Origin of the sequence: Clostridium gasigenes (genome assembly GCF_017348895.1) — a bacterium.
Taxonomy (GTDB): domain Bacteria; phylum Bacillota; class Clostridia; order Clostridiales; family Clostridiaceae; genus Clostridium; species Clostridium gasigenes.
On sequence record NZ_CP071376.1, the window covers coordinates 3,603,696 to 3,617,033 of the forward strand.

Annotated in this window: 11 protein-coding genes and 1 riboswitch; of the genes, 1 reads left to right on the top strand and 10 read right to left on the bottom strand. The window is 28.0% G+C overall.

Going from position 1 to position 13,338, the window contains the following annotated elements; translation table 11 throughout:
* Positions 1–113: 113 nt before the first annotated feature.
* The 9 genes from J1C67_RS16885 to J1C67_RS16925 form a co-directional block, all read right to left on the bottom strand.
* Positions 114–1,043 carry a DMT family transporter gene (locus J1C67_RS16885; RefSeq protein WP_167865577.1) on the bottom strand — a complete coding sequence of 310 codons (930 nt, stop codon included), beginning with the start codon at positions 1,041–1,043 and terminating at the stop codon, positions 114–116.
* Between the two features lie 147 nt (positions 1,044–1,190).
* The gene (locus tag J1C67_RS16890; RefSeq protein ID WP_167865576.1) at positions 1,191–1,817 is read right to left on the bottom strand and encodes a cyclase family protein; all 627 of its coding nucleotides are present in this window, start codon (positions 1,815–1,817) and stop codon (positions 1,191–1,193) included.
* Positions 1,818–1,838: 21 nt separating this feature from the next.
* Positions 1,839–2,594, bottom strand: a complete 756-nt coding sequence (locus tag J1C67_RS16895; RefSeq protein WP_167865575.1) for a hypothetical protein — start codon at positions 2,592–2,594, stop codon at positions 1,839–1,841.
* An 87-nt stretch (positions 2,595–2,681) separates the two neighbouring features.
* Positions 2,682–3,437, bottom strand: a complete 756-nt coding sequence (locus J1C67_RS16900; protein ID WP_167865574.1) for a YoaP domain-containing protein — start codon at positions 3,435–3,437, stop codon at positions 2,682–2,684.
* 195 nt (positions 3,438–3,632) lie between these two features.
* Positions 3,633–6,344, bottom strand: a complete 2,712-nt coding sequence (gene mgtA, locus J1C67_RS16905; protein WP_167865573.1) for a magnesium-translocating P-type ATPase — start codon at positions 6,342–6,344, stop codon at positions 3,633–3,635.
* A 128-nt stretch (positions 6,345–6,472) separates the two neighbouring features.
* On the bottom strand, positions 6,473–6,628 hold the full coding sequence (locus J1C67_RS16910) for a hypothetical protein (protein ID WP_167865572.1): 156 nt from the start codon (positions 6,626–6,628) through the stop codon (positions 6,473–6,475).
* Positions 6,629–6,720: 92 nt separating this feature from the next.
* Positions 6,721–6,878: riboswitch (M-box (ykoK) riboswitch) on the bottom strand.
* Between the two features lie 80 nt (positions 6,879–6,958).
* Positions 6,959–7,747 (bottom strand): EcsC family protein, encoded by a 789-nt coding sequence (locus tag J1C67_RS16915; protein WP_167865571.1) that lies wholly within the window; start codon positions 7,745–7,747, stop codon positions 6,959–6,961.
* A gap of 16 nt (positions 7,748–7,763) precedes the next feature.
* Positions 7,764–8,939, bottom strand: coding sequence for a glycoside hydrolase family 3 protein (locus J1C67_RS16920; protein WP_167865570.1), 1,176 nt, complete (start codon positions 8,937–8,939; stop codon positions 7,764–7,766).
* A gap of 205 nt (positions 8,940–9,144) precedes the next feature.
* Positions 9,145–9,636, bottom strand: coding sequence for a DUF1097 domain-containing protein (locus tag J1C67_RS16925; RefSeq protein WP_167865569.1), 492 nt, complete (start codon positions 9,634–9,636; stop codon positions 9,145–9,147).
* 284 nt (positions 9,637–9,920) lie between these two features.
* On the opposite strand from J1C67_RS16925, the gene J1C67_RS16930 reads away from it, so the two are divergent.
* Positions 9,921–12,098 (top strand): HelD family protein, encoded by a 2,178-nt coding sequence (locus J1C67_RS16930; protein ID WP_167865568.1) that lies wholly within the window; start codon positions 9,921–9,923, stop codon positions 12,096–12,098.
* A 156-nt stretch (positions 12,099–12,254) separates the two neighbouring features.
* Here the strand turns inward: J1C67_RS16930 and J1C67_RS16935 are convergent, their stop codons facing one another.
* On the bottom strand, positions 12,255–13,172 hold the full coding sequence (locus tag J1C67_RS16935) for an aldo/keto reductase (RefSeq protein ID WP_167865567.1): 918 nt from the start codon (positions 13,170–13,172) through the stop codon (positions 12,255–12,257).
* Positions 13,173–13,338: the final 166 nt, after the last annotated feature.

Genomic DNA, 13,338 nt, shown 5'->3' on the forward strand with positions numbered 1-13,338 from the left:
TTTTTGTAATAATAGCATAATTTTTTTTAATTCTAACCTGATTCTTTATTGAATTTTATCAAATATCTTTAAGTCATCATAAAATAAATAATATTCCTGATTCAACTTTAGTTCTATTTATTATCTTTAACTCTATAAACAAGGAATATCCCAATACACACTAGTATTAATGCTATTAAAATCTTAATATCAAATATATTTTCTCCTAAAATTATTGCTGATAGTAATGTTCCAAAGATTGGTATTGAGAAATTAAATATTGTTATTATCCCTACTTTATTATATTTAAGCAGTTGTGCCCAAATTACAAAAGCAACTGATGATAAAAGTGCCATGTAAATTAATAAAATTGATGATGTTAATGTGAACCCTACTAGTTGTCCACCTAAAACAAATCCTAAAATAGTTAAAACAGCTCCACCAATAGTTAATTGGTATCCTGTCGCTATTGATGGATCTATCCTTTGAGTAATTCCTTTACCGTATATAGCAGCGCTTGAAAGTAGGAATGCTGCAATCATTATAAATCCTTCTCCCTGAAAGCTAAAAGAACTATCTAGCAATGATTGTCCATTAAAATTAACAATTATAACTCCAAGAAATCCTATAATGCATCCTAATATTTTATTGAAATTAAGTTTATCATTCTTATAAACAAAATGGGCTATTATTATACTAAAAAATGTTGATGTTCCATTTATTATTGATCCTCTTACTCCTGTTGTGTACGATAAACCAATATAGAAAAATATATATTGAAGAGTAGTTTGCCCAAGTCCTAATATGGTTACTTGCAAAGCTTGCTTTTTAGATAACTCGAATATTTTTTTCTTTCCAACTACCTGAACTATTAATACAAAAATCCCCGCAATTAGAAATCTATATCCTGCAAATATTAATTTTGTTGCTATATCATCTGAAGGTATATTAAATAATGAATATCCAACCTTTATTGAAGGATACGCACTCCCCCATAGAGCACAGCATAATATTGCCAATAACATAATGTTTTTTCTATTAGTATAAAATTTTTCTCTATCCATATCACTTTCTCCTATTAGTTATTTTTTAATTAAGTTTACAAAAGCCTAATTAAATTTATCAAATGAAATAATATTATGTTTAAATTAAAAACAACAAACCAATGTAGGATGTATATTGGCTTGTTGTTTTTTAAATATGAACAAAAGTTATATAAATCCAAATGTTCTTACTGGTACCCCATCACTATTTTTTATTTTTAATGGTGCTACAATAAGCTTAAATATTCCATTAATTATTTTTTCTAAATTTAAGTTTTCTATTATTAAAATTTCTTTTTCTAAAAATATTTTATGAAGAGTCATTTCATCTTCTGATTTTCCAATAGAAATACAATCTACCCCAACCCCTTTTAGGTTAAAGCTTGATAAATATTCTGCTGCCTCAATTGTTAATGTGGGATAATTAGTTAAGTATTTTTCACTGCACCAATATTTTTGCCATCCCGTCTTTATTAATACAAACTCTGCTTTTTTTATTTCTTCAATGTGTATAAGCAGGTCTTTTTTAGTTATTTCTTTTTCATTTATATTACTAAAATCTAAGATAACTGCTGGTCCCATTAAATCTTCTAATTTATATTCATCAATATATTTCCCTTCTTTAAGCATATGTCTTTGTGAATCTATATGTGTTCCTGTATGGGTAAAAATATTTATACTTCTTTCTTCATAATGATCTTTATCTATAGTAGCTATTTGCTCTATTTTAGGTTTTGTATCCTCTGTATATGAAGTTATTCCATTATCTATAGTGTGTGTAAAATCAATAACCATAAAACCCACCTTTTTTATCTTTTATTTTTTAGTAACTGATGTTACTGTTGATTTTTCTACAGATACTCCATCTAATAAAACATCATATTTAACACAACCTAAACCTTCTGAATAATAATATACTTTTACTGTTTTTTTACCATTACTCTTTACCTGTTCCCATGTTTTTATATAAGCACCTTTTAATGTTTCCTTATCTAATTTTAAATTTTCCCCTACTTCAACAATTTCTTTATTATCCCATTTAGTTCCAACTTTTAATGGCTCATTTAAAATCAATAATTCCTGTGATTTATCATTTTTACTTAAATAATTTATTTTTCCTATATCTTTCATTTCTTTATCTGTTAAATCACCTGTGAAAACCTTATTTAGACCTCCATTTTTTATACTATAAACATTTATAACAGGTCCTTTCCCAGTTGTCCCAACTACTTGATATGATGTGCCATCACCTTTTATAAAGTTATCATTTGATATAACATCACTGCCTTCACACTTAACTTCATAACTCCCATTTGGTACAAACATCCCTATATTTAAAGTTTTATTACTAACCTTAGTACTATCAGCTACAGGTTTATTATCATCTGCATTTTTCTTTTCCTCTTTGGCAGTGCCTTCATTAGTATCTTTATCATTCCCGTCTATCTTTTCTGTCTTCTCATTTTTCTTTTCAATATTATTAACAAAGTCATTAATAGTCGAACACCCCATTAGCCCTACAGTCATTGAAGATACTAACATTACTACCAACATTGTTTTTTTTACATTCATTTATACCCACCCCTTTTTATTAAGCACCTTCAAAAATAACAAACCATTTTTAAGTACCTTAATATAATTTATGAATATACCATGTAATTACATTCCTTTTTCAGTAATTATTTTGTTGAATTTTTTTTCTGAAAGAATTTCATTTGTTACAAATTCTCCATTATAGAACAAGCTGTAAGAAGTAAAAGGTGCAGGAGCATTTTGTGCCTGGTCTGTAGTTTCAAACCGAATGGCTTTAAAAGGAATCCCTTTAGATTTTGCTATTTTATCAATAAGAGGAACATATTTGGCAGTAAAGGGACATTGATATGCATAATATAGAACAAAGCCCATCTCACTAATTTTAAGCTCTTTTACAGTTTCCTTAAAGTGTGGCTTCTTTGCATTTTTATCAAAAGACAAGCACATTAACTCGTAGTATGGACCTACAGTATCAACTACTTCAAAGTTTTTATATTTCAAATACTTCGAGTCCGATAAATAAGGCATTTTCTTTTTTGATGATAGCATCACAAGTCCTACTTTGCCTTTTTCTTTGCTATCTTTTACACATTCCTCTAAAAACATATTAGAATATCCCATGCCTTTAAACTGTCCTGAAATCCATAAGCAGTTAATAAACATATATCCATCAGCCTCAATTGGGCACCATGCTTTTTCCGCAGGTATGTACTCTATAAAACATTTCCCACGAACATCTCCTTTTTTAAAAACAAGGCCATCATCAAAACGTTCTGCTAACCAGGATTTTTTTGCATTCACTTGGCAATCACTATTATTAGAAATAGCGCAGCAAATATGTTCTTGCTCCAAATTTTCCTTTGTAACTGTTATAATATTCATTTTTTTCCCCCCAATGTTATCTAAATAGTCTTTGCTTCGTAATAAATTTTTTTAATTTTAGGATTAATATTACCTGTTTACTAGTTTCTTATTTATTAGCGATAAATGTTGTTATTTTATAATACCAACGTTTATCACTAATAACTAGGATTAACTCTAAACACTTATATTATATCATTTAATAATTTTATTTATCTATAATAAATCTCCATACTTTTCCACATATTTGTTCTTAACAACCGTAACTAAAATCATATAGGCAAATATAGTAGCAAATAACATTAAGAAATATATCCCTGGCATAGGGTACATTCCTAAAGTTTTCCCAAAAGCTGTGTATGGAATAATTGTACCTATTAGAATTGAAATACTTGTTAATACTATTACTGGCATTGATGCTCTGCTTTGTATAAATGGCTTTTTGGTACTTCTAATCATATGAATAACTAATGTTTGTGTCCATAATGATTCAACAAACCATCCTGCGTTAAATACCATCATAAATAATGTTTTATCAACATTTACATTTCCATAGCTACCACCACAAACTATTGGGCAAATAACAAAGAACATTAATATATATGTAGTAATATCGAAAACTGAACTAGTTGGTCCTATCCATAACATAAAGCTCCCTATTGATGATGAATCCCACTTTCTAGGGACTTTAAGGAATTCTTCATCTACATTATCCCAAGGAATTGATATGCAAGATATATCATAAATAAGATTTAATACTAATAATTGTACAGGTATCATAGGTAAAAATGGAAGTACTGCACTTGCAACTAAAACGCTAAACATATTTCCAAAATTAGAACTTGCTGTCATTTTAATATATTTAATAATATTAGCAAAGGTCTTACGACCTTCAACAATTCCTTTTTCAAGAACCATTAAATCTTTTTCTAATAATATAATATCTGCAGATTCTTTTGCAATATCTACGGCTGTATCAACTGAAATTCCAACATCGGCTTTTTTCATTGCTGGGGCGTCATTTATTCCGTCTCCCATGAAGCCAACAACATGTCCATTCTCTCTTAACATTGATACTACTCTTGCTTTTTGTTCAGGTGATAATTTTGCAAATATATTTATTTTTTCTACTTCAACTTTTAGTTCTTGATCTGTTAACAACTCAACTTTAGAACCTAAAAGTATGCTTTGAGGACGGATTCCAACACTTTCGCATACATATTTTGTTACTTTTTCATTATCTCCTGTAAGTACTTTTACACTTACACCATATTCCTTCAACGCTGCTATTGCTTCTTTTGCTGAAGATTTTGGTGGATCTAAGAACCCGATATATCCCATAAGCACCATATTGCATTCATCCTTAACAGAAAACACTTCTTGTGTTGATATTTTGTTTTTTTGTGCCACTGCTATAACTCTCATTCCACTTTCATTTAATTCATCTACAGTTTTAAGAATTTCTTTTTTAACCTCTTTAGTTAGCAATTTAACTTCACCTTTGTATTCTGCAAAGCTACAAATATCAAGCATCTCTTCAACTGCACCCTTTGTAATTAACTGTGTTTTACTATTTTTATCATTTAAAACCACTGACATTCTACGACGAGTAAAATCAAATGGTATTTCATCTATTTTTTCATATATTTTATGATAGTCTTTAAATCCTTCTTTTTCACCATGCTCTAAAATAGCAACATCAAGTAAATTATTAAGTCCAGTTTGAAAATAGCTTACTAAATATCCCTGTTTTAATACTTTAATATCTTCATTTCCATGTATATCTAAATGACGTTCCAAAACAATTTTATCCTCTGTAAGAGTACCTGTTTTATCGGTACATAAAATATCCATAGCTCCTAAGTTTTGTATTGAATTTAAATTTTTTACTATTGTTTTGCATTTAGCCATTGCTACAGCGCCTTTAGCAAGGTTTGTAGTAACTATCATCGGCAACATTTCTGGAGTTAGCCCAACTGCAATTGATATTCCAAATAAAAATGCATTAGCCCAATTTCCCTTTGTAATACCATTAATTACAAACACAATTGGAACCATTATAGCCATAAACTTAATTAATAAAAAGCTTACTGAATTAACTCCTTTATCAAAACTTGTTGATTCCCTTTTTTGGGTTACTGCATCTGCTATACTTCCGAGACAAGTATCATTTCCGGTTAATAAAACTATAGCTATAGCAGTTCCACTTATTATATTAGTTCCCATATATGCTAAGTTTTCATATTCAAGATAGCTAGATTTATATGATTTAATTTCATTATATTTTTGGTTTGCAAATTTTTCAACTGCTTCAGATTCTCCTGTCATAGCTGATTGGCTTACAAACAAATCCTTTGCAAATATAATTCTAGCATCTGCTGGTATCATATCTCCTGCATTTAATTTTATAATATCTCCTGGCACAATATCTTCAATTGCTATTTCTATATCAATGTTATTACGTGCTACGGTTGCTGTTGTTTTTATCATAGCCTTAAGCTTTTTACCTGCATTATTTGATTTTCCCTCTTGTATAAATCTCAATGCTCCACTGATTGTAACCATAATAGATATTATAATTACTGTTGTTAAATTTTTATCCTCTGGTAATGACATTACATAATCAGTTATGAAAGATACTAGTGATAATAGAAAAAGTACTACTGTAAATGGATTTATAAAAGCATCTATTGCTCTTTTATACCAAGAATTTTCATTACCATAACTTATTTCATTATTTCCATATTCATCAAGCTTGATCTCTACTTCATTATAAGTTAATCCTTCATCTCTTGATTTTAAGTTTTTAAACAAATCATTTTTGTTTATTGTTGCATACTCTATTAATTTAGCCTCTAGTTTCTTTCTCTTAATTTCCTTTTCTTGTATTGAGTTAATATTCTTATTTTTTCTTAATAATAATTTCATTATTATTCCCTCCTCAAAATTTAATTTTTGAGTATATAGGAACAAATGACAATAAAAAAAACCTGTTTACTATAAATTTATATAGCAAACAGGTAGCATAATTGAAAAACTCTTATAGGTCTATATCTTTAGGCATCGTAAACAAGCAAAGTAGTAAGTAATAATTTTAGGAAACTATTATTTTTTCCCATCTCTACTTTTATTGTTTTTGATTTCTTATGAAAATATAACCTTTTTAAGTCAAATCCATCTGTTCCCATATCACTACTACTTTCTGATTCCACTTGTTTTCACCTCACTTATTTTTTTAAATTAAAAATCCTCATTGGCTAAGCTCAACGAGGATGAAAAAACAAATTATTAATTGTCTTTATTTAATAATATACCCGTTCAAGCTTTAGCATCTTAGGGCAATATAATTGCATTAAAATACGCCTTGTATTCGACGTATCCTGCTAACCTACTAATAATGTCTCCATTATTTCGCGGTAGCAACCTGTATCCCTAAGGTAACCTCACCTACCGAAAATTATTTAGTTTTATTTCTACTATATTATATGCCTATTCATCCAAATAAGCAACGGTAAATTTATTCCAATTCTTATCTCTACCTTTTATTTTTTTGTATTTAAGTAACGTTTTTTATATTTAAGTGATGCATATTTCCCTATCTTATTAACTACGTTGTAATTTGTTATACTTCCTACAACCCCAATAATAGGAATTCCCTGAATAAACTTCGATGTTACCATTACTTCAAATAAATTGTGGGAAGTTTCTTTCATTTCATCATCTAAATTTTCATTAACAATACCATTAAAATCTATATTTCCAGATAATTCATCTACTTTTGTATTATATCTACCCTGTACTTCTTCAGTTGTAACTGCTGCTGAAATAAGATTTAAAATATATATTTTTTCATTATTACTTTCATAATTAAAACCATAACTTAAAGAAATCTCATATATGGTTTTTAAAATCACAGAAATAAGCAAGGGTATATCCGGCATACCAAGTCCTAATAACCCAAGTCCTGCCCCCTCAATTGTTGCTATTGATTTGTTCACTATCCTACTTTTATTTGGTTTTATATCCATAGTTCTTATACTTTTTTTACTAGTATTTCTATCTATATAATAGTTATTAACATCATGTTGTATGTTAATTTCTTCTTTGTTATAAGTTTTCTCAATATATTTCGTACCTTTTTCAAATACAACTTGAAATCCTTTATAAAATGCAATATCCATAGTTTTTTTTAGTTTATCAGGTATTTTTGCTTCAATTTTATTCTTAAATGGAGTTAAATTTTCTTTTATTAGCTTATTTGGCTTCTTATTTAATATTTTTTGTTCTTTTTTTTCTATTTTAAGCAATTGCTTATTTAGTAATTTTTTCATATTCACTTCTCCCTTCTTAAATATTACCTTTAACCTTTTCTTTAGCCTTTAATATTCTCATTACTGCATCATCTATTCTTTCTTGTTTTATGTTTCCTTTATTAACTTCATCTTTTAGATATTTAATTAATTCATCATATTGTGAAATATCTTTTCCTGGAATTATTGTAATATCAGGAATAAGTGCAATATCATTTCCACTATTTATAGCTAATCTTACTGATTCGTATTTATCATAATTTTGAGTTATAGCCCCCATGTCTAATGCATCTGTTATAACTACCCCTTTAAATCCCATTTCATTTTTTAATAAATCTGTTACTATTGGTTTCGATAAAGATGCTGGCGTTCTACTACTATCTAAAGCTGGCACTGATATATGTCCTACCATAACAAAATCCACATTATTTTTTATTGCTTCTCTAAAAGGAAGTAATTCTACATTTCTTATTCTATTTATATCATGAGACACTTCCACAAACCCTTTATGAGAATCCGCTGATGTATCTCCGTGACCTGGAAAATGTTTAGCTGTAGATAAAATCCCTTCCTTTCTTAAACCATTAATAAATTCTACTCCAAATTGACTAACTATCTTTGGATCCGAGCTAAAAGCTCTATCCCCTATAATTGGATTATTAGGATTAGTATTAACATCCATAACTGGAGCATAATCTACATTAAATCCAAGCTGTTTTAATGATTTTCCAATAGTTTGTGCACCTTCAAATGCTTTTTTAGGATTCCCTGTATTTCCTATTTCAGTTGCTGCTTGTATATTTAATTTTATTGGTATTTTTGAAACCCTTCCACCCTCTTCATCTACTGTAATAAAGAACGGAACTTTATCCTTCATATTTTGAATTTCACTTATCATAGCAGTTGTTTGCTCTTTATTTATCATATTATTTTCAAATAGAATAATTCCACCTGGTTTTCTTGTCTTAAAGAATTCTTTAACACTTTCAGTAACCTTTGTAAAATTAACTTGATTGTTATCTTCATAAATATATGGAATATCAATAATAATCATTTGTTCTAATTTTTCTTCTAATGACATACTATCTAATAATATTTGTGCATCTTCTTTTTTTGTACTTGATTCCCATGCTACTACATCCATAATCATAAATCCACCAAAACATAAAACTAATACTAAAGTTGCTAATAATAGGATGTTTCTTTTATTCATATATAATACTTCCTTTACTATCATATTCTTAGTATTAGTATTCCCTAAAAATTCTTTTTCAAGCTTTCACCTAATATAATTTTACTAATAAAATCTATTTATCTCAATGCCCTTAGACTTTTAATATATTCTTTTCAACTAAAATAAGCACCTATAAAAGATGCTTAGCATTAGTTTAATTATTAAGACATTTTCAACAAAATAACTAATAAGATTTTGGTGTATTTTTTTTCATTTCCCTAACATATCTTTTATCTAATAAATTATGTAAGTGGAAGCCGCCTCTATCTGATACGAATCCCAATATTCCGCCACATATTAAGGCAGGCAACACTGCCCTCCAGTTTCCCGATGTAGCAAATATACAACAGCACCCACAAAAAGCGCCTGGTATAAATTCTAATGTTTTAAACTTTGCTTGTATGCACATTACAAAAGAAAAAAATCCAGTAAATAAATAAGACCATTGCGAGTCCTTAAAATAAGATGAACATATTATAATTGTCATAGCCCATATTATTCCACTAATATTAGAATAAATTGATTTTTTTAATCCACTTAAGCTTCCACCAGAAGCAAAATAGCTCGTACACCCTATAAATCCTATCCAAGTAATTAAACCTGTAGAATTACTTATCCATGCCCAAATACCTGAAAATATACCTACACTAATAGCTGTAATAGTTGATCTGCTCATTATATTCTCCTCTTAAATCTTATAATAATACAATTGTATTTAGATAGCTCAAAAAAATAACTACTCAGATTTTGATCTATTTTCTTTTAGGTCCCTTACTCTATAGTAAATATAATAACTTTATACTATATTTACTGATTTCGTTTACAATAGATATTATATCACTTGATTTTAACAACGTCTATAATTATAAGTACTAATATTAACTAGTATACTCTTTTTTCTTGACATATTAAATTATAAACTTTAAAATCTAATGACGATTATAAAAGTGAGGTATAAACATGCTTATTGGTAAAGACATTTTAGATGAAGAAAAATACTTAGAATCAACTATTGATACTGTTAAAGAATTGTTAAATAAATATGTTGATTCAAGTGAAGTGCAAGACAAGGAAATAATTAAACATAGAAAATTTCTTTGGGATAATAGAAGCGAACTAGATGAAATTGAAATTAATGAAAACTGTGGCCAAGTAGCCCTTCAAGAACAAATGTATTCTAATAAAATAACTAGAATGAGAACTCTTGAAAAACAACTTAAGTCACCTTATTTCTCTAGATTAGATTTTAGACAAAATGGAGAGGATATAGAAAGTTTCTATATTGGTTTATCAAGTGTTGAAGATGAAAAAGACTATAACTTTTTAGTATTTGATTGGCGTTCACCAGTTTCAACTATGTTTTATGATTTTGAAGTTGGCCCTGCTTTTTACGAAGCTCCTGGTAGACGAATAAATGGTGAAATTGAATTTAGCAGACAATTTAATATAAAAAATGGTGAAATAGTATTTATGCATAGCTCTGATGAATCATTATGTGATGACTCATTAACCTCAATGCTTGGAGGAAATGCTACTGATAAAATGAAAAATATAGTAGCTACTATCCAAAAAGAACAAAATGATATTATTAGAAATGATGATAGTAGAATATTATTTATTCAAGGGGCTGCAGGTTCTGGTAAAACATCTATTGCATTGCATAGATCTGCTTATCTTTTATATAAACATAGAAAAGATCTTAAAGCTGATAATATTTTAATCTTTAGTCCAAACCAAGTGTTTTCTGAATATATTTCTGATGTATTACCTGAACTTGGCGAAACTAATATTCTTCAAACTACATTTGAGTTATATTCAAAAACATTTTTACCTTCAAACTATATATATGAAAGTAAAAATGAGCATTTAGATTATATTTATTCAAAATGTGAAGATATAGATTTATTTAATTTAGAGGCTAAATCTATGGAATATAAAAATACTAATGAATTTATGGCAGTATTAAATAAATTCGCTCCAAGTATACCTGAACTTATAACTGACTTTAAGCCTATATTTATAGATGATAAACAAATAGTAAGCAAGCAAAATGTCTCTAAAGCTTTCTTAGAGAGGTTTAATAATATTCCTTTCTTAAGTAGAATTGAAGTTGTTAAACAAAGTTTATTTTCTCAAGTCGAAACTAAATATTTATCATCAGATGATAATTCTCACTTTGACTATGTAGAAGATAAAAGGAATTTTTACGATTATTGCAAAGAGCAGGTTGATATTCAAGTAGATGCAATGATTAAGACATTAAATCATGTAGAAATTTATAAAATACTTTGGGATAATATTAAAAAGTTCACAAATAAAGATTTAATATCTATAAAAGATATTACATTAGAATATTTAAATTGTGGAAAAGTAAAATATGAAGATATTACTCCAATAATTTATATAAGAGCATCAATGGAAGGCTTTAGAAATTACAGTAATGTAAGACATATACTTATTGATGAAGCACAAGATTATAGTCCTCTTTTCTATGAAATAATTAAAAAATCATTTTCAAATGCATCAATTACAATTATGGGAGACCTTAACCAAAGAATTGATAAGCATTCTAACGTTAACAATAAAGAGGATATATTAGGTGTATTCCCAAATATTAAAACAGTAGCTTTAACTAAGTGTTATCGCTCTACATATAATATAACTAATTTCACAAAAGATATTTTAGATACTCATGAACCTATTGAAGCAGTTGATAGAAAAGGTGACAACCCAACTATTCATATTACAACTGATAATTTAGAGTTAAATATCACAAATATTATTAATGAAATGAAAGCTAAAAATTATACATCAATAGCTGTAATTTGTAAAAACAAAGCTAATTGTGAATTTATATATAACAAGCTAAAACAGAAGGATCCTTCTGTTAATATTATAGATAGTGACGCTTCTGAATTCAAACTTGGAATTAATGTTATATCTTCTTATTTAGCAAAAGGATTAGAATTTGATGGTGTTATTGTAGCTGATGGAGAAAATTATTTATTTGATTTAGATAAGAACTTATTCTATACAGTTTGTACAAGAGCTTTACATGAACTTCATGTATTCTCTACTAAACCATTAGATCCTGTTCTTCCTAAAGATAAAAGCTTATATTCATTATTAACTTATTAATTTAAAAGAGGTATTGGAAGTATAAATTAACTTCCAATACCTTTTATTTATGTTAGTGAGTTTCAAAAAAATAACTAATCAGATTCTGGTCTATTTTCTTTCAGCCCCTTATTCATACTGATACTTGTAATATTGATATTTTATAAATTCTTAATTCTAAGGTAATTTATTTCCAGCTGCTCTATATATTTCATACCATTCTTGTCTTGTTAGATTCACATCTGAAGCTTTGCAAATATCTTTAAGACGAGCAGCATTAGTTGTTCCAACTATTGTTTGAATTTTTGCTGGATGTCTTAATATCCAAGCTGTTGCTATTACTGTGTTAGATACACCTTTAAGCGCTGCAATTTCATTAATTTTTGCATTTACTTCTGGGAACTTATCATTATCTAAAAATACACCTTCAAACATTCCATATTGGAAAGGTGACCATGCTTGAATTGTAATATCCTTTAGACGACAATATTCTAATATACTTCCATCTCTATCAATAGATGAATTTATTTTCATATTAACATTTAAGCCTGAATCAATCATACCAGTATTCATTATACTTAATTGTAATTGATTAATAATAATTTTATTATTTAAATACTTATTTAAAAGTTCAATTTGCATTGGATTTTGATTGCTTACTCCAAAGTGTCTAACTTTACCACTAGCATAGAGCTCTGCAAAAGCTTCTGAAACTTCTTCTGGCTCCATAAGTGTATCTGGTCTATGTAATAAAAAAGTATCAAGATAATCAGTTTTTAATCTTTTTAAACTAGCATCTACTGAATTTATAATATGCTCCTTTGAAAAATCAAAAAAGCCTGGTCTTATTCCACATTTGCTTTGAATAATCATTTTTTCTCTTATAGTAGGATTCATATCTATTGCCTCAGCAAAAATCTCTTCAGATTTCCCTGCTCCATAAATATCGGCATGATCAAAGAAATTAATGCCTTCATCTAAAGCAGTATTAATTAATTTCGATGCCTTTCCTTTAGAAATATCTGCCATTCTCATACACCCTAAAGATATTTCTGAAGCCTTTATTGCACCATTACCAATATTAATATTTTTCATTTTAATCGCCACCTTTTTAAACGTTATCTTAATTATATACTAAATGCATTTAATAGCTATACTTTATTACTATTTGCAATTTATAATTATTTTTCAGGTTACTAATTTACTATTCAAGTAATAGAACACAGATACAAATCACCTATGTTTTCTTAATCACTTGAAG

Excerpts from the sequence above, each read along its gene's own strand:
- J1C67_RS16915 (WP_167865571.1), bottom strand. The coding sequence starts at position 7,747 with ATGAAAAAATTACTAAATAAGCAATTGCTTAAAATAGAAAAAAAAGAA.
- J1C67_RS16885 (WP_167865577.1), bottom strand. The coding sequence starts at position 1,043 with ATGGATAGAGAAAAATTTTATACTAATAGAAAAAACATTATGTTATTG.
- J1C67_RS16920 (WP_167865570.1), bottom strand. The coding sequence starts at position 8,939 with ATGAATAAAAGAAACATCCTATTATTAGCAACTTTAGTATTAGTTTTA.
- J1C67_RS16935 (WP_167865567.1), bottom strand. The coding sequence starts at position 13,172 with ATGAAAAATATTAATATTGGTAATGGTGCAATAAAGGCTTCAGAAATA.
- J1C67_RS16930 (WP_167865568.1), top strand. The coding sequence starts at position 9,921 with ATGCTTATTGGTAAAGACATTTTAGATGAAGAAAAATACTTAGAATCA.
- J1C67_RS16895 (WP_167865575.1), bottom strand. The coding sequence starts at position 2,594 with ATGAATGTAAAAAAAACAATGTTGGTAGTAATGTTAGTATCTTCAATG.
- mgtA (WP_167865573.1), bottom strand. The coding sequence starts at position 6,344 with ATGAAATTATTATTAAGAAAAAATAAGAATATTAACTCAATACAAGAA.
- J1C67_RS16925 (WP_167865569.1), bottom strand. The coding sequence starts at position 9,636 with ATGAGCAGATCAACTATTACAGCTATTAGTGTAGGTATATTTTCAGGT.
- J1C67_RS16900 (WP_167865574.1), bottom strand. The coding sequence starts at position 3,437 with ATGAATATTATAACAGTTACAAAGGAAAATTTGGAGCAAGAACATATT.
- J1C67_RS16890 (WP_167865576.1), bottom strand. The coding sequence starts at position 1,817 with ATGGTTATTGATTTTACACACACTATAGATAATGGAATAACTTCATAT.